15 protein-coding genes and 1 pseudogene are annotated in these 16,989 nt (G+C 74.8%); 13 read left to right on the forward strand and 3 right to left on the reverse strand.

What is annotated here, in order from left to right; genetic code table 11:
• Positions 1-76 precede the first annotated feature (76 nt).
• The 8 genes and pseudogenes from AC1VL8_RS02080 to AC1VL8_RS02115 all read left to right on the forward strand — a co-directional run bounded on the left by AC1VL8_RS02080 (position 77) and on the right by AC1VL8_RS02115 (position 6,980).
• The gene (locus AC1VL8_RS02080) at positions 77-271 is read left to right on the forward strand and encodes a helix-turn-helix transcriptional regulator (protein WP_483073930.1); all 195 of its coding nucleotides are present in this window, start codon (positions 77-79) and stop codon (positions 269-271) included.
• Positions 258-698 (forward strand): hypothetical protein, encoded by a 441-nt coding sequence (locus tag AC1VL8_RS02085; RefSeq protein ID WP_483073931.1) that lies wholly within the window; start codon positions 258-260, stop codon positions 696-698. Before AC1VL8_RS02080 ends, AC1VL8_RS02085 begins: the two co-directional genes overlap by 14 nt.
• Positions 699-731: 33 nt before the next feature.
• Complete coding sequence (locus AC1VL8_RS02090; protein ID WP_483073932.1) at positions 732-1,616, forward strand: DUF2599 domain-containing protein; 885 nt, start codon at positions 732-734, stop codon at positions 1,614-1,616.
• Between the two features lie 411 nt (positions 1,617-2,027).
• Positions 2,028-3,539 carry an ABC transporter substrate-binding protein gene (locus AC1VL8_RS02095; protein WP_483073933.1) on the forward strand — a complete coding sequence of 504 codons (1,512 nt, stop codon included), beginning with the start codon at positions 2,028-2,030 and terminating at the stop codon, positions 3,537-3,539.
• A 5-nt stretch (positions 3,540-3,544) separates the two neighbouring features.
• A complete protein-coding gene (locus tag AC1VL8_RS02100; RefSeq protein WP_483073934.1) occupies positions 3,545-4,504 on the forward strand; it encodes an ABC transporter permease in 960 nt (319 codons plus the stop codon).
• Complete coding sequence (locus AC1VL8_RS02105) at positions 4,501-5,406, forward strand: ABC transporter permease (protein ID WP_483073935.1); 906 nt, start codon at positions 4,501-4,503, stop codon at positions 5,404-5,406. The genes AC1VL8_RS02100 and AC1VL8_RS02105 overlap by 4 nt, the downstream gene beginning before the upstream one ends.
• Positions 5,403-6,221 carry an ATP-binding cassette domain-containing protein gene (locus tag AC1VL8_RS02110; protein ID WP_483073936.1) on the forward strand — a complete coding sequence of 273 codons (819 nt, stop codon included), beginning with the start codon at positions 5,403-5,405 and terminating at the stop codon, positions 6,219-6,221. Before AC1VL8_RS02105 ends, AC1VL8_RS02110 begins: the two co-directional genes overlap by 4 nt.
• Positions 6,218-6,980, forward strand: a pseudogene (locus AC1VL8_RS02115) (ABC transporter ATP-binding protein). The gene AC1VL8_RS02110 and the pseudogene AC1VL8_RS02115 overlap by 4 nt, the downstream one beginning before the upstream one ends.
• A 139-nt stretch (positions 6,981-7,119) precedes the next feature.
• On the opposite strand, the gene AC1VL8_RS02120 reads toward AC1VL8_RS02115, so the two are convergent.
• Positions 7,120-8,175, reverse strand: a complete 1,056-nt coding sequence (locus AC1VL8_RS02120; RefSeq protein WP_483073937.1) for a LacI family DNA-binding transcriptional regulator — start codon at positions 8,173-8,175, stop codon at positions 7,120-7,122.
• A gap of 164 nt (positions 8,176-8,339) precedes the next feature.
• Between AC1VL8_RS02120 and AC1VL8_RS02125 the strand changes: the two genes are divergently transcribed.
• The 5 genes from AC1VL8_RS02125 to AC1VL8_RS02145 all read left to right on the forward strand — a co-directional run bounded on the left by AC1VL8_RS02125 (position 8,340) and on the right by AC1VL8_RS02145 (position 13,892).
• On the forward strand, positions 8,340-9,170 hold the full coding sequence (locus AC1VL8_RS02125) for a 2-keto-4-pentenoate hydratase (protein ID WP_483073938.1): 831 nt from the start codon (positions 8,340-8,342) through the stop codon (positions 9,168-9,170).
• A 32-nt stretch (positions 9,171-9,202) separates the two neighbouring features.
• Positions 9,203-10,510, forward strand: a complete 1,308-nt coding sequence (locus tag AC1VL8_RS02130) for an MFS transporter (RefSeq protein ID WP_483073939.1) — start codon at positions 9,203-9,205, stop codon at positions 10,508-10,510.
• A gap of 94 nt (positions 10,511-10,604) precedes the next feature.
• Positions 10,605-11,369, forward strand: coding sequence for a 2-dehydro-3-deoxy-D-gluconate 5-dehydrogenase KduD (kduD, locus tag AC1VL8_RS02135; protein WP_483073940.1), 765 nt, complete (start codon positions 10,605-10,607; stop codon positions 11,367-11,369).
• Between the two features lie 41 nt (positions 11,370-11,410).
• Positions 11,411-12,256: a 5-dehydro-4-deoxy-D-glucuronate isomerase gene (kduI, locus tag AC1VL8_RS02140; protein ID WP_483073941.1), complete on the forward strand. Its 846-nt coding sequence runs from the start codon at positions 11,411-11,413 to the stop codon at positions 12,254-12,256.
• 196 nt (positions 12,257-12,452) lie between these two features.
• On the forward strand, positions 12,453-13,892 hold the full coding sequence (locus AC1VL8_RS02145) for a pectate lyase (protein ID WP_483073942.1): 1,440 nt from the start codon (positions 12,453-12,455) through the stop codon (positions 13,890-13,892).
• A 17-nt stretch (positions 13,893-13,909) separates the two neighbouring features.
• Here the strand turns inward: AC1VL8_RS02145 and AC1VL8_RS02150 are convergent, their stop codons facing one another.
• Together AC1VL8_RS02150 and AC1VL8_RS02155 are read right to left on the reverse strand one after the other, a co-directional pair.
• The gene (locus AC1VL8_RS02150) at positions 13,910-16,111 is read right to left on the reverse strand and encodes an acyl-CoA dehydrogenase family protein (protein WP_483073943.1); all 2,202 of its coding nucleotides are present in this window, start codon (positions 16,109-16,111) and stop codon (positions 13,910-13,912) included.
• Complete coding sequence (locus tag AC1VL8_RS02155) at positions 16,108-16,896, reverse strand: TetR/AcrR family transcriptional regulator (RefSeq protein ID WP_483073944.1); 789 nt, start codon at positions 16,894-16,896, stop codon at positions 16,108-16,110. Before AC1VL8_RS02155 ends, AC1VL8_RS02150 begins: the two co-directional genes overlap by 4 nt.
• Between the last annotated feature and the right edge of the window lie 93 nt (positions 16,897-16,989).

The raw sequence follows: 16,989 nt of genomic DNA on the forward strand, positions 1-16,989 counted from the left end.
GCGTCCGTGACATCGCGCGTCCGGGCGTGCACGCTCTCGTGTACAGGTTCCTTGACATCCGACGAGAGGCCGTCCCGTGCGGAACAGCGTCCCCGAGCTGCGCGCCGCCGCCGGCCTGACCCAGGCGGACCTCGCGCGGCAGCTCGACGTCTCCCGGCAGACCGTCATCTCCATCGAGCGCGGGCGCTACGACCCGTCGCTCCCGCTCGCGTTCCGCATCGCCCGGCTGTTCGGCCGGACCATCGAGGAGATCTTCCATGTCGACGACTGACCGCACCCCGCGCACCGGGGCGGCGCGCACCCTGGCCGTCGCGGTCGTGCTGGGCGTCCTGGCGGTGCTGGTCGCCGCGGCGGCGCTGGCGCTGGACCGGTGGGGCCCCGGGAACATGGGCCGCGGCTTCGCGGTCGGCGCCGCGACCGGGGCGACGCTCGGCGCCGTCGCGATCTGGCGCGGGCGCCGGCGACCGGGCAGCGCGACGACCGGGGACCGGCTGTTCGCCGGGACCGCGGACGAGCGCGACCACGCCGTGGCGACCCGGGCGTTCGCCGCCCTCGGGCTCGCAGCGCTCCCGCTGACGTTCGTCGCCGCGGGCGCCCTGGCGTTCGGCGCCCCCGCCGACGCGACCGCCTTCTTCTTCATCGTCGGGCAGGTCGTCGTGCTGGTCGGGGCGTTCGCCCGGCAGGCGCGCCGGCTCTGACCAGCGGCGCCGACGTCGCCCACACTGGTGCCCGTGACCGTCGCCCGCAGACCCGCCCGGACCGCCGCCGGGGCGCTCGGCCTGCTCCTGCTGCTCGCGGGCTGCACGGGCGACCCCGCACCCGCACCCCCGTCCGCACCCCCGTCCGCGACTGCCGCGACCGCCGCGCCGTCGCCGACCTCCGCCGGGTCGAGCGCGTCGCCCCACGCGGCACGCGTGCGGTCGGAGGGGTCCGTGGTCCGCGCCGGGGACCTGACCCTGCACGTGTGGCCGCCCCTCGACGACGCCGCGGTCACCACCGGCGAGGACGGCAACGCCACGCTGGCCGCGCCGCTGCCCGCGACCGACGGCACGGCCGCCGAGGTGCCCGCCGCGACGTTCGCCGCCGGCGAGGGCCTGACCCTGGAGGCGCTGCGCGACGACACCGTGGTGGCGCGGGACGCCGCCGGCCGCGCGGTGGGCGGCCTGACCCCGCCGGTCCTGTCCGGCGACGCCGCGGGCTCGGGCGCGCGGGTGCGCGTGCTGGCCGGCGACGACGGCACCCTCACCTGGTCGGTCGCGACCCCCGCGGGCACGTCCGGCACCGCGGCCGACGGCACGGTGACCGACGGCACGGTGACCGGCACGGCGGCGGGTGCCGCGCTGGGCAGCGCCACCTGGGCCGACCGCGACGACGAGGGCGGCCGCAGCCTCGCGGTGGTGCCGACGGGCTGGGGTCGGGCCGGTGGCCTGGCCGCGGAGGAGACGCTCTGGTCCCAGCTGGTCACCGCGGTCCCCGAGGCCGACGCCCAGAACGTCCACGACCAGCTGACCTGCCACCTCATCGGCGCGCCGGACAAGGCGAGCTGGAACCTCGAGCCCTGGCGTCCGGACGTCGGCCTGCTCGCGACGCTCGGGGCGCTCTGCAACCCCGAGTAGCCCACCTGCCGGACGGCCGGTCCCGGACCCCGGACGGTTGTTGCTACAGTCATCGGCATCATGCGCCACACGACCCCCGCCGCACGCCTCCGCGCCCGTCGACCCCTGTCGGCCGCCGCGTGCTGTTGTCGTCGCTGATCACCCTCGCGGGTCGCTGACCCGCTGAGCCCCGGCCCCGCCCGCCCGGTCGCAACCGGCGGGCCGTCCGCCGGCCCCGCGGACCCGTCCGCCCCACCCCACCCCCACGCGCCCGGCGTCCCCGGGCCGTGCTCCCGCGGGAATTCCCGACCGCCCGGTCCGGTTCCGAGTCCTCGGACGCCGCACGGTCGAGGACCCGTACCGCACCCGCACCTCCCGCTGTGCCCCGTGCCCGGCACCCCGCCGCGCACCCTCCCGGAAGGACACCACCCCGTGAGCTCCCGCCGATCCCGACTCGGTGCCGCACTGGCCGTCGCGACCGCCCTCGTCCTGGCTGCGTGCAGCTCGGGCTCCGGCTCCGCCGACGGCTCGACCGCCGCCGCCGACCCCGCCGCCGAGATCGTCATCGGCTCGACCAACGAGCCCACCGGCCTGGTGCGCAACGTCGGCGGCTCGTCCGGCGTCTCCCAGACGATGACCCGCAACGTCTACGAGGGCCTGACCTCGGTGGACGTCGACGGCTCGGTCGTCCCGACGCTCGCCGAGTCCTGGGACGTCTCCGAGGACGGCCTCGCCTACACGTTCCACCTGCAGCCGGACGTGACGTTCCACGACGGCACCGCGCTGACCGCGGACGACGTGGTCTGGAGCATCTCCGAGGCCATCGGCCCCGAGTCGAAGTCCGCGCGCAAGAGCGACCTGCTCGTCATCCAGCAGGCCACCGCGGTCGACGACGCCACCGTGCGGCTCGACCTGTCGCGGCCGTCGCAGGGTCTGACGTTCTACCTCGCGTCGGTCACCGTCGTGAAGAACGGCGACACCGAGCTGACCAGCGACAACGGCACCGGCCCGTACCGGTTCGTCGAGTGGGTCCAGGGAGACCACCTCACCATCGAGAAGTACGACGCCTACTGGGGCGAGCCCGCGCAGAACGCCGGGGTGACGTTCCGGTTCTTCCAGGACACGACGGCGCTGAACAACGCGCTGCTCACCGGCGACCTCGACCTGGTCATCGCCGAGGACTCCCCCGACCAGCTCGTCCAGTTCCAGGACAACCCGGACTTCACGATCACCGAGGGCACCTCGACGACCAAGCAGATCTGGGCGTTCAACGACCGCGAGGCGCCGTTCAGCGACGTCCGCGTCCGCCAGGCGCTGTACAAGGCCATCGACCGCGAGGCGATCCTGTCGGCCGTCTGGGACGGCTACGGCCAGGTCATCGGCTCGATGGTCCCGCCGACCGACCCCTGGTACGTCGACCAGGCCGACGTGCACGGCTACGACCCCGACGCCGCCGAGGCGCTGCTCGCCGAGGCCGGCGTCACCGACCTGACGATCTCCGTCGACTACATCCCGGACGACACCACCGAGGCGATCCTCGCGCTGCTGACCAAGAACCTCGCGGCGGTCGGCGTGACGCTCACCCCGAACCCGGTCGACGACGCCACCTGGTACCAGAAGGTCTACACGGACCACGACTTCTCGACGACCCTGATGGGCCACGTGAACCCGCGCGACGTGCTCTGGTACGCGAACCCCGACTTCTACTGGGGCTACGACAACCCGCAGGTGCAGGCGTGGGTGACCCAGGCCGACGAGGCAGCCACCGAGGCCGAGCAGGTCGCGCTCCTGACCCAGGTCAACGAGACGATCGGCGAGGAGGCGGCGTCCGCCTGGCTGTACCTGGACCCGCAGATCCGCGTCGCGCGGGCCGACATCTCGGGCTTCCCGGTCGACCAGGTCACCGAGTCGTTCTACGTCGCCGACATCGTCCGGGGGTCCTGACCCCCGTGCGCCAGGTGCTGCTCCGGATCGGCGCGCTGCTGGTCTCCCTGCTCCTCGCGAGCGTGGTCGTGTTCGTCGTGCTCCGGCTGCTGCCGGGCGACAGCGCGGGCACCTCGCTGGGTGTGGGGACCACGGCCGACCAGCTCGCGCAGCTGCGCAGCGAGCTCGGGACGGACCAGCCCGTGGTGGCGCAGTACCTCCAGTGGCTCGGGCAGATCGTCCGCGGGGACCTCGGCACGTCGTTCGTGTCCCGGCTCCCCGTGGGCGACCTGATCGCGCAGAAGCTGCCGATCACCGTGCCGCTCAGCGTGTCCGCGTTCGTCCTGGCCGTGCTCGTGTCGGTGCCCCTCGGCGTGCTCGCCGCGGTGCACCGGCGCGGGCCGGTCGGCGTGGTCGTGTCCACCGTGTCCCAGCTCGGCGTCGCCGTCCCGGTGTTCTGGGTCGGCGTGCTGCTGGTCCTCGTGCTCGCCCTGCAGGCCCAGGTGCTGCCCGCGGGCGGGTTCCCCCGCACCGGCTGGGACGACCCGGTCGCCGCCGCGCGGTCGCTCGTGCTGCCGGTCGTGACCGTGGCGACCGCCATGTCCGCGGTGATGGTCCGGTACGTCCGGTCGGCGACGCTCGACGTGCTCGACCAGGACTACCTGCGCACCGCGCGCTCCCTCGGCTACGGGCGCTGGCAGGCGCTGCGCCGGCACGGGCTGCGCAACGCGGCCGTGCCCGTCGTGTCGATCCTCGGCATCGAGCTGGCGACCTCGCTGCTCGGGGCCGTCGTGATCGAGAACGTGTTCGCCCTGCCGGGGCTCGGCACGCTGCTGCTCGGCTCCGTGACCGCCCGCGACCTGCCCGTGGTGCAGGCGCTGGTGCTGGGGCTGACAGGTGTGGTGCTGGTGATGAACACCCTGGTCGACCTCGCGCAGCGCGCCATCGACCCGCGCCTGCGCCTCACCCGGGAGGTGGCCGCGTGACCGGCGAGCTGTCCGCCACGACCCCCGTGGCGCGCGGCCTGGGCTCCCCCGCCGCGCCCACCGACCCCGCCGCACGCCGCCGCCGGCGCGCCCTGCCGCCGTCCCTGGTGGTCGGCGCGGCCCTGGTCGGCCTGGTCGCCCTGGTCGGCCTCGTCTCCCTGGTCTGGACGCCCTACGCCCTCGACGACACCGGGACCGGCGCGCGCCTGGCCGGACCGAGCGCCGCGCACTGGGGCGGCACGGACCGCCTGGGCCGGGACCTGCTCAGCCAGCTGATGACCGGCGCCGGCAACGCCCTGGTCGTCGCGGTCGCGTCGATGCTCGTCGCCGGCGTGCTCGGGGTCGCGGTCGGCGTGCTCGCCGGCGCCACCCGCCGCTGGGTCGACGTCACGCTGCTGTCCGCCGTCGACCTGCTGATCGCGTTCCCGACGCTGCTGCTCGCGATGCTCATCGTGACCGTGCGGGGCGCGTCGCTGTCGTCGGCGGTCTGGGCGATCGGCATCTCCGGCTCCGCCGTGATCGCCCGGGTCACCCGGGTCAACGTCGCCCGGGTGCTGCGCGAGGACTACGTCACCGCCGCGCACGCCGCCGGCACCGGCTGGTGGGGCACGGTCCTGCGGCACGTCGTCCCCAACGTGTGGCCGACGCTCCTGGTGCAGCTCATGCTCCTCGGCGGCGGCGCCGTGCTCGCCGAGGCGTCCCTGTCCTACCTGGGGCTCGGCGCCCCGCCGCCGAACGCCTCCTGGGGCCGGCTGCTGCACGAGGCGCAGTCGACGATGCTCGTCCAGCCGTGGGGCGCGATCCTGCCCGGCATCGCGATCGTGGTGACCGTCCTCGGGCTGAACCTGCTCGGCGACGGGATCCGCGAGCGCACCGACCCGAACCTGCGAGGCGACCGATGACCGCGCTGCTGTCCGTCGAGGACCTGACCGTCACCACCTCGTCCGGCCGGACCCTGCTCGACGGCGTCTCCTGGTCGCTCGACGCGGGTGGCCGGCTCGGGATCGTCGGCGAGTCCGGCTCCGGCAAGTCCATGACCGCGCTCGCGGTGCTCGGTCTGCTGCCCGACGGCATGCGGGCCACGGGCCGGGTGCTGCTGGACGGCACCGACCTGCTCACGCTGCCGCCGCGGCGCCTCGCGACGGTGCGCGGGGCCCAGGTCGCGATGGTGTTCCAGGAGCCGCTGACCGCGCTCGACCCGCTGATGACCGTGGGCCGGCAGATCACCGGGCCGCTGCGGCTGCACCGCGGGCTGCGCGGGTCGGCGGCGCGCGCCGAGGCCGCCCGGCTCGCCCGGCTGGTGCACCTCGACGACACCGAGCGCATCCTGCGGTCCTACCCCTGGCAGCTGTCCGGCGGGCAGCGGCAGCGGGTCGCGCTCGCGATGGCGCTGGCCTGCGAGCCGCGCGTGCTGCTCGCCGACGAGCCCACGACCGCGCTCGACGTCACCGTGCAGGCCGAGGTGCTGGACCTGCTGGACGACCTCGTGGACCGCACCGGCGTGGCGCTGGCGTTCGTGTCGCACGACCTGCCCGTCGTCGCCCGCGTGGCCCGCGACCTGGTGGTGATGCGCGACGGCCGGGTGGTCGAGCGCACCACCGTCGGCGCCGCGCTGGCCGGCGCCGAGGCGGCCTATACCCGCGAGCTCGTCGCCGCCGCGCGCGCCGTGACGGGCCTGCCCACGACCGACCTGCCCGCGAGCGGAGGACCCCGATGACCGCCGCCGCGCTGCTCGAGGCCACCGCGGTCTCCCGGTCGTTCGGGGGGACCCGCGCGCTCGACGGGGTGGACCTGCGGGTCGAGGCGGGGCGCAGCCTCGGGATCGTCGGGGAGTCCGGGTCCGGCAAGTCCACGCTGCTGCGGCTGCTGCTCGGGCTGGACGCCCCCACCACCGGCGAGGTCCGCTACCGCGGCGAGGTGCTCGACCGGCGCGACCGCGGCCTGCTGCGCCGCCTGCGCGCGGACGTGCAGCCGGTGTTCCAGGACCCCCGCTCGTCGCTCGACCCCCGCATGCGGATCGGGGCCGTCGTCGCCGAGCCGCTGCGCTCGCTGCGGGTCCCCGGCGACCACCGGGCGCGGGTCGCCGAGGTGCTGGCGGCCGTGGGCCTCGAGCCCGACGTCGTCGACCGGTACCCCGCGCAGTTCTCGGGAGGGCAGCGGCAGCGGATCGCGATCGCCCGGGCCCTGGCGCCGTCGCCGTCCGTGCTCGTCGCCGACGAGCCGGTGTCCGCGCTCGACGTGTCCGTGCGCGGCCAGGTGGTCGAAGCTGCTGCGGCGCCTCGCCCGCGAGCAGGGGCTGACGCTGGTGCTGGTCTCGCACGACATCGCGATCGTCGGGCGGCTCTGCGAGCGGACGGTCGTGCTGCACCACGGCCGGGTCGTCGAGGAGGGCGCGACGGCGTCGGTGCTCACGGACCCGCGGGAGCCGTACACGCGGCGGCTGCTGGCCGCGGTCCCGCAGCTCCCGGCGGGCTGACCCGCTCCGGAGCCCGCGCGCCCGCCGGCCCGCCCGCAACGCCGAGACAGGACCTCCGCGCCGAGAGAGGGCGCCCGACGGTCCTGTCTCGGCGGGGCGGTCCGATCTCGGCGGCCGCGCGGAGGCGGGGCGCGCGGGGTCAGACCTCCGGCGGGGGGCCCGAGCTGTCGCGGACGACCAGCTCCGGGACCGGGTACGGCGCGTCCGCGTCGGTGCCCAGGTGCTCGGCGAGCAGCTTGTGCACCGCGATCCGGCCGGCCGCGCGGGTCGGGATGTGGATCGTCGTGAGGTTCGGCTGCACGCGGGTGGCGATGGCGAAGTCGTCGAACCCGACCACCGACAGGTCGCGCGGCACGTCGACGCCGGCGCGCTGGGCGGCCTGGAGCACCCCGGCCGCCATCTCGTCGTTGGCGCAGAACACCGCGGTCGGTCGCGGGTCCCGGGCGAGCAGCTGCTCCCCCGCGGCGACGCCGGACGCGAACGTGTAGTCGCCCGGCACCACAAGGTCGGGGTCGAGGGGCGTGCCCGAGGCGGCGAGGGCGTCGGCGAACCCGGCGAGCCGCTCCCGCCCGGACAGGAACGACGCGGGGCCGCAGACCGTGCCGATCCGCACGTGCCCGAGCGCGCGCAGGTGCTCCGCGGCGGTCCCGGCGGCGTGGCGGTCCATGCCCGCGACGCTGCGGCCGGGCTCGTCGACGGCCGCCGGCGAGACCCGCACGTAGGGGACCTGGAGCTCGTCGAGCAGCGGCTTGAGGCGCTCGTCCTCGGACACCGACGAGGTGAGCACGACGCCGTCCAGCCGGTGCCGGTCGACGTACTCGCGCAGCCGCTCGACGAACCGGGGGTCGTCGCGCTCCAGCGGGAAGCTGACCAGCGCGTACCCGGTGCCCTCGAGGCCGTCGAGCAGGCCCTGCTGCATGGTGATGAGGTACTCGGGGTTCGGGTTGTTGAACACGTGCCCGATGAGGAACGCGCGGCCGGTCGCGAGGCCCTGGGCCTGCGCGCGGGCAACGTAGCCGTGCTCGGCGATCAGCGCCTCGATGCGGGCGCGGGTCTCGGCGCCCACGCCCGGCAGGCCGTTGACCACCATCGACACGGACTTGCTGGACACCTGCGCGAGCTCGGCGATGTCGCGCATCGTGACCCCGCCGCGGCGTCGCCCGTCGGTGCCCGCTGCCTGCCGGCCCCGTGCCATCTGCGTCCCCGCCCCTTCGTCCCGGGCGCCCGGACGATCGGCCCGGGTGCCCGGTCGCCATCGTAGGAGACCCCCCGATACCAGATGTCCGCGGTCTCGATCTGGGCCTTGCGTAACCGGTTACCCATTCCCTAACGTAACCGCTTACTCAGAGAGGAGCGCACATGGACGTGCACGTGGGGTCCGCGGTCGCCGCAGCACTGGTGGCGGCACGGCGGGCCCAGACCCGCCTGGACGGCTTCCCGGGGGACATCCCCGCGACGCTGACCGAGGCGTACGAGATCCAGGACGAGGCCGTCACCCTGCGGGGCGAGCGCGTCGCCGGGTGGAAGGTCGGGCTGATCCACCCGGCGTGGCGGGACCGCGCGGGCGCCGCACGGCTCGTCGGCCCGGTGGTCGAGAGCCTGCTGGGCCCGGTGCCCGCGGGACGGCTCGTGTTCGCGGCCGTCCCCGGCGGGACCGCGTGCGTCGAGGCCGAGATCGCCCTCGTCGTCGGCCGGGACGTCCCGGCCGGGGACCGGGACTGGACCCTCGACGACGCCCGCGCGCACGTCGGCGCCGTGCGGCTCGCGGTCGAGCTCGCCGGCAGCCCGGTGCCCGACATCAACGGGCTCGGGCCGATGGCGGTCGCGGCGGACTTCGGCAACAACGCCGGCGTCGCGCTCGGCCCGGCGGTCGACGGCACCGCCGTCGACGGCACGGACGGCGCGTGGCTCGACCTGCGCTGCGAGACGCGGGTCGACGGCGTGCTCGTCGGCAGCGCGACCCCCGGCGACGCGCCCGACGGCGGGCCGCTCGAGGCGTTCCGGCACGCCCTGCAGGTGTGCACCGCACGGGGCCACGCGCTCCGGGCGGGCGACGTCGTCGCGACCGGTGCGGTCACCGGCGTGCACGACGTCATCCCGGGCCAGCACGCCGTGCTGCGCTTCGGCGACCTGTTCCAGGTCGAGATCGACGTGGTCGAGGCACCCCTCGGCCCCACTCCACCCCGATGAAGAGAGCTGGAGACGATGAAGGTGGAAGCACGATGAGCATCAGGCCCAGCGAGGCGATGGTGCAGACCGCGACGGCGCGGATGACGAAGTACCGCTGGGTGATCGTGGCCCTGCTGTTCACGGCGATGACGATCAACTACATCGACCGGCAGGCCCTCGGGCTCATGAAGGCCGACCTGTCCGACGAGTTCAGCTGGTCGGAGCAGGACTACGCGAACGCGATCTTCTGGTTCCAGGCGGCCTACGCGGCCTCCTACCTGGTCTGGGGCCGGGTGATCGACCGGATCGGCGCCCGCTGGGGCCTGGGCATCGCGTTCGCGATCTGGCAGGTCGCGCACCTCCTGCACGCCGGGATGCGCAGCCTGACCGGGTTCATCTTCGCCCGCGCCCTGCTGGGCATCGGCGAGGGCGGCGGGTTCCCCGGCAGCATCAAGGCCGTCACCGAGTGGTTCCCGAAGAAGGAGCGCGCGTTCGCGACCGGCCTGTTCAACGCCGGCACCAACGTCGGCGCGATCGCGACGCCGCTGATCGTGCCCGTGATCGTCCTGACCTGGGGCTGGCAGGCGGCGTTCATCGTCACCGGCCTCGGCGGCCTGCTGTGGCTGCCGATCTGGTTCCTGGTCTACAAGCGCCCGCAGGACCACCCCAAGGTCTCCGAGGCCGAGCTCGCGCACATCACCCAGGACCCCGAGGAGTCGATCGAGAAGGTCGACTGGCGCGTGATCGTGCGGCTGCGCGAGACCTGGGCGTTCGCCGTCGCGAAGTTCCTCACCGACCCGATCTGGTGGATGTTCCTGTTCTGGCTGCCCGACTTCCTGGGCAAGCAGTACGGGCTCGACCTGAAGTCGTTCGGCCCGCCGCTGGTCGCGATCTACCTGCTGTCGGACGTCGGCAGCGTCGGCGGCGGCTGGCTGTCGAGCCGGTTCATGCAGCGCGGCTGGTCCATCAACCGGGCGCGCAAGACCACGATGCTGGTCTGCGGCCTGATGGCCCTGCCGGTGGCGTTCGCGGGCCAGGCCAGCAGCCTGTGGCTGGCGGTCCTCATCATCGGCATCGCCACCGCCGCGCACCAGGGGTTCTCCGCGAACCTCTACACGCTGCCCAGCGACGTGCTGCCCCGCGGCGCGGTCGGCACCGTGATCGGCATCGGCGGGATGCTCGGCGGCATCGGCGGCATGGTCATGTCGAAGTACGCCGGCTACGTGCTGGACAAGATCGGCAACTACACGCCGATCTTCCTGGTCTGCTCGGTCGCCTACCTGCTGGCGCTGACCGTCGTGCACGTGCTGATGCCGCGCATGACCCGCGTGCAGATCCCCGCGGCGCCCGCCGCCGTCTGACCCCGCGCCGCCGCGGCACGTCGTCGTGCCGCGGCGGCGCACCTCCGTCCCGTCCCCGCACCCACCCCGCACCCACCTCGCCCCAGGAGACCCGATGATCCTCGACCAGTTCCGCCTCGACGGCCGGACCGCCCTCGTCACCGGCGCAGCCCGCGGCCTCGGCCAGCGCGCCGCCGTGGCCCTCGCCGAGGCCGGCGCCGACATCGCCGTGATCGACTACGTCGACGCCCCCGAGACCGCCGAGCTCGTCCGCGCGCTGGGCCGCCGCGCCCACACCGTCCAGCTCGACCTCGTGGCCGCGACCCCCGCCGACCTCGAGGCGGCCGTCGACGACGTCGTCGCGACGCTCGGCCGTCTCGACGTGCTCGTGAACAACGCGGGCATGATCCGCCGCGCCCCGCTGCTGGAGCACCCGGCCGCCGACTGGGACGCCGTGCTCGCCCTCAACCTCGACGCCGTGTTCCACCTGTCGCAGATCGCCGGCCGCCGGTTCGTCGCGCAGGGGTCCGGGAAGATCATCAACATCGCCTCGATGCTGTCGTTCCAGGGCGGGGTCCTGGTGCCCGGGTACGCCGCGTCGAAGCACGCCGTCGCCGGCCTGACCAAGGCGTTCGCCAACGAGCTCGCCGCGCACGGCGTGAACAGCAACGCGATCGCCCCCGGGTACATGGCCACCGACAACACCGCGCAGCTGCGGGCCGACGCCGCCCGGGAGCGCGCCATCGTCGAGCGGATCCCCGCCGGTCGCTGGGGCACCCCCGACGACCTCGCCGGGGCGTTCGTGTTCCTCGCCTCGCCCGCGTCCGACTACCTGAACGGCGCCGTCATCCCCGTCGACGGCGGCTGGCTCGTGCGCTGACGCGCGGCGACCGCACCCCACCCCCCGAAGGAGACTCCCCCGTGGACCAGCGCTACCCCACCCACCCGCAGCAGGTGCCCAGCATGGACACCGACGCCCTGCGCGCCGCCTACCTGGTCGAGGACCTGTTCGTCCCCGGCGAGGTCCGACTCGTCCTGACCCACCACGACCGCGTCGTGCTCGGCGGCGTCGTGCCTGCGGGGCAGGTCCTGACCCTGCCCGCCGACGACACCCTGCGCAGCGCGTACTTCCTCGAGCGGCGCGAGGTCGGCATCGTCAACGTCGGCGGCACCGGCACGATCACGACCGACGGCGTCGAGCACACGCTGCCGCACGGCGCGTGCCTGTACGTCGGCCGGGGCACCCGCGAGGTGGTGCTCGCCGACGCGCCCGCCGCAACGGACGGCGCGACCGACGGCGCGCAGTTCTACCTGTTCTCCGCTCCCGCGCACACGACGTACCCGACGGTGCTCGTGCTCCCCGAGGACGCCACGGTCCGCGAGCTCGGCGACCAGGTGACCAGCAACCGCCGCACGCTGCGGCAGTACATCCACGAGAACGGCGTCCGGAGCTGCCAGGTCGTGATGGGGGTGACCCAGCTGCACGCCGGTTCCATGTGGAACACGATGCCCGCGCACACCCACGAGCGCCGCACCGAGTGCTACCTCTACGTCGACGTCCCCGCCGACGCCCGGGTGATCCACCTGATGGGCGAGCCCACGCAGACCCGGCACCTCGTCGTCGCCGACCGGCAGGCCGTCATCTCGCCGCCGTGGTCGGTGCACTCCGGGGTCGGGACCGCGGCGTACTCGTTCGTCTGGGCGATGGCCGGCGAGAACCAGGCGTTCGACGACATGGACGGCGTCCCCGCCGTCGGGCTGCGGTGAGGCGCACGCGGGGGGCGGCGGCGCTGACCGTCGCCGCCCTCGCCGTGACGCTCGCCGCGTGCGGTCCGGACGCGGTCTCGGACCCGCCCGTCCCGACCCCCACGAGCGCCGACGACCTGCGCGAGGACGTCCTGGCCACGATGCGCCGCGCGACGACGTTCATGACCGACGACGTCGCCTACCAGGGCGGGTACCTGTGGTCCTACCTCCCGGACCGGTCGCGCCAGTTCGGCGAGATGGAGGCGTTCGACACCCAGATCTGGATCCAGCCGCCGGGCACCGCGACGATGGGCCACGTCTACCTCGACGCGTACCACGCGACCGGGGACGAGGCGTACTACGACGCCGCGCGCGAGGTCGCGGACGCGCTGATCGCGGCCCAGCACCCCGCGGGCGGCTGGAACTACCTGCACGACTTCGCCGGCGAGGAGTCGCTGCAGCGCTGGTACGACACGATCGGCCGCAACGGCTGGCGGCTCGAGGAGTTCCAGCACCACGACGGCAGCGCGACGTTCGACGACGCGGGCACCGCCGAGAGCTCCAGCTGCTGCTGCGCCTCTACCTCGAGAAGGAGGACCCGGCGCTGCGCCCCGCACTCGACCGGGCCGTCGACTTCGTGCTGGACAGCCAGTACCCGGTCGGCGGCTGGCCGCAGCGGTACCCCGCGTCGCCGGACGCCGAGCCGTACACCCGGCACATCACGTTCAACGACGACGTCGCGGCGGAGAACATCGAGCTGCTGCTGATGGTGCACCAGACCCTCGGGGACGAGGCGGTGCTTCCCGCGGTGCGCGCGGCGATGGACGCGTTCGTCGTCACCCAGCAGCCGGCGCCGCAGGCCGGCTGGTCGCTCCAGCACGACGCCGAGGACCTGCGCCCGGTCGGCGCCCGGACGTACGAGCCCGACTCGCTCGCCACCCACACGACCGCGGGCAACGTCGAGAAGCTGCTCGGGTTCTACGAGCTGACCGGCGACGAGCGGTACCTCGCGGGGGTGCCCGCTGCGCTGGACTGGCTGGACTCGGTGCGCCTGCCCGAGGAGCTGTGGACCGCAGACGGCCGGCAGTTCCCGACGTTCGTCGAGCTCGGCACGAACCGGCCGCTGTACGTGCACCGCACGGGGTCGAACGTCGTCAACGGCCGGTACTGGGCGGACCAGGACCCGACGGGCACGATCGTGCACTACAACGCGTTCCGGTCGGTCGACGTGCCGGCGCTGCGCGAGCGGTACGCCGACCTGGTCGCCCGGCCCGTCGAGGAGGTCACCGCGACGTCCCCGCTGCTGCACCCGGGCGCCGAGCTCCCCGCGTACTTCAGCACCGAGGACGTGTCGGTCTCCGACCTGAACGTGGGGACCCTGCACCGGACCGGCGAACCGCCCACCGACGACGAGGTCCGGGAGATCCTCGACGCGCTCGGCGACGAGGGCTACTGGCCGACGCCGCTGCTGTCCACCAGCCACCCGTACACCGGCGATGGGTCGCCGACCCCCGACGCGGGCGACTACTCCCGCACCGAGGTCGGCGACGCCACCGACACCTCGCCGTTCACCACCGACGACCCGGTGACCGGGATCTCCACCGGCCGGTACATCGAGCACATGAGCACGCTGATCCGGTTCCTGACGGGCACCTGAGCGGCGGCGGCCCGGCGTCAGCGGCGGGGCCGCGGCTCCGGCACCGGCTCCGCGCCCGACGCCCGGGCGGCCCGCTGCGCCTCGCGCGCCTCGGCCTGGCGGGCCGCCTCCGCGCCGGACGCGATCTCCGCGCGGACGTGCTCGGGCCCGTAGCCGAACGCGTCCACCAGGTCCTGCGCGTGCGGGCGCAGCCGCAGGAGCAGCCGCTCGATGTAGGACGTCACCGTCCGCGCGCGCCCGGCCGACAGCCGCCCGTTCACCAGGTACCAGGCGAGGTTCCGCTCGATCAGGGTCAGGCCGAACAGGTCCCGCAGCCAGGTCAGCACCTGCCGGGTGCCCGCGTCGGCCACGGTGTCCAGGCCGCGGGTGAACGCCTCCCACTGCAGCAGCTCGGCGTGGGCCCGGGCCGCCTCGACGAGCTCGTGCTGGTGCGCGTCGAACAGCTGGGCGGCGACCTCGGGAGCCGCGCGCCGGGCGGGACGCAGCGCCTGGGCGAGCTCGGCGACCATCGTCGACACCCGGTCGGCCAGCAGGTCCCGCTGGGTGTCGGGGTCGCGCAGCTGGCCCGCCGAGCGGCGCGCGTCGCCCGCGTCCACCAGCGTCTGCACGGCACGGGCCAGGGGCATCCGGTGCAGCGCGGCGTCGGCCGCCTTCTCGGCCACCAGCCGGGCGATCACCGCCGGGTCGCCGCCGACCTGCTGGCCGTAGCGGGCCAGCAGCCGCTTGCCGACGAGCTGGTAGAGCACCGTGTTGTCGCCCTCGAACGTCACGTACACGTCGAGGTCGGCGCGCAGCGACGTGAGCCGGTTCGCGGTGAGGAACCCCGCCCCGCCGCACGCCTCCCGGCAGGTCTGCAGCGTCCGCAGGGCGTGCCAGGTCGACGTCGGCTTGAGCGCCGCGGCGAGCGTCTCGAGCTCCTCGCGGGAGTCCGGGGTGTCGTCCCGGCCGGAGAACACGTCGTCGAACGCGGCCAGCAGGTGCTCGTGCGCGAACGTCGCCGCGTACGTCTCCGCGAGCAGCGGCAGCAGCCGGCGCCGGTGCTCGCCGTAGTCGAGCAGCACGACCTCGTCGGTCGGGGACGCCCCGGCGAACTGCCGGCGCTGGTTGCCGTACGTGACCGCCGTGACCAGGCCGATCTTCGCGGCGTTCACCGCGGCTCCGTCCAGCGACACCCGGCCCTGCACCAGCGTGCCGAGCATCGTGAAGAACCGCCGGCCCGGGCTCGCGATCGGCGAGGAGTACGTGCCGTCCGGCGCCACGGAGCCGTACCGGTCGAGGAGCTCGGTGCGCGGCACCCGCACGTCGTCGAACCACAGCCGGCCGTTGTCGATCCCGTTCAGGCCGCCCTTGAGGCCGTCGTCCTCGCCGCCGATCCCGGGCAGGAACTCCCCCGTCGCGGCGTCGCGGATCGGCACGTAGAACGCGTGCACGCCGTGGTTCACCGGGTGCGGGTCGGCCGGGCCCTGGGCGACGAGCTGCGCGAACACCACCGCGGCGGTGCCGTGCTGCCCGGCGTTGCCGAGGTAGTCCTTCCAGGCCGCGCGGTACGGGGTCCGGATCACGAACTCCTCGGTCGCCGGGTCGTACGTCGCGGTCGTGCCGATGCTCGCCACGTCGGAGCCGTGGCCGGTCTCCGTCATCGCGAACGCCCCGGGGACGTCCACCGACATCGCCCCGGGGAGCAGCCGGTCGTGGTGCCGCTCGGTGCCGAGGTGCAGGATCGCCGACGCGAACAGCCCCCACTGGACGCCGGCCTTGATCTGCAGCGACGGGTCGGCGGCCACCAGCTCCTCGAACCGGGCCAGGCTGCCGCCGTGGTCGTCGGCGCCGCCCAGGTGCGTCGGGAACGCCCGCAGCACGTCCCCCTCGGCCGCGAGGGTGCGGAGCTGGTCCAGCACCCGGGTGCGGTGCTCGGCGACCGGCAGCCCCTCGACCCGCTGGAACCGCGGCTGGGCCACGACGTCCCGCGCCCCGCGCCGCAGGTCCGCGTACCGGCCGAGCAGCACGTCGGTCAGCGCCTCGACCGCGACCCGCGGCTCGCCGTCGCGCAGCGGGCGGGCGTGGCCGGCGCCAGTGGGGCGGACCGTCGCCGCGGGGTCGGTGGTGGTCGGACCCGACGCCGGGTCGCCCTCGGGGCGCGCGGGCCGCCCGGGCCCGGTGGCCCGGGCGGGCGCGGCGGGCCGGGACGAGCGGGCGGGGCGAGGTGCGGTGGTGGTCATGCGGACTCCCCTGGGGACGGTGCGTCGTCGTCGACGCGGGACTGCGCGGGTCGCGCGGGAGGTGCGGACGTGCTGGACGTGGTCGTGCTGCTGGACGTGGTCGTGCTGCCGGAGGTGGTCGTGGCGCCACGGGTGCCGGTGCGCTCGCGGGACAGGACGGCGACCGGCCCGGCCCAGAGCCAGGCCGCGACGCGGGCGGCGACGTCCTCGCGGTCCGCTCCCGGCGCCTCGTCGCCCGCGAGCCAGCGCTCGCCCGCGCCGCGGACGAACCCGACGGCCCCGGCGGCCCACAGGCGGGCCCAGCCGGCGTCCGGGTCGGACCCGTCGAGCCCGAGCGCGCGGACGAACGGGTCCGCGACGAGCTCGGTGACCGAGTCGAGGAACGCGCCGACCGAGCCGCCGCGGGTGACGAAGGTGTAGACGTGCGGCGAGGACTCGATCATCGCGAGGTAGGTGTCGACCATCCCGCGCAGCGCCTCGCGGGGGGTGCCGGCACCGGTCGCCGCGAGGTCCAGGGCGTCCCGGATGTCCGCGACGACCGCCGCCGCGACGGCGAGCTGGAGCCCGTCCTTGTCCGTGAAGTACCGGTAGACGATCGACTTGGACGTGCCGGCGGCGGTGGCGATGTCGCCCATCGAGGCGTCGGGGCCGGTGTGGTGCACGACCCGGCGGGCGGCACGGACCAGCTCGGCGCGGCGGGCCTCGCGGTGGTCCTCCCAGCGCGTCGACCGGCCATCGACGTCCGTGCCCGTCTCCGTCGACGGGTCCCGTGTGATGGGGCTCACAGAACCGACGGTATCAGGTACTGTGAGTCTCGGACACCCGGATTCCACAAGGGACCGAGGTCCCGACTCGGGCACACGCACCACCCAGACCAT

Source organism: Cellulomonas sp. KU4C (genome assembly GCF_056868065.1).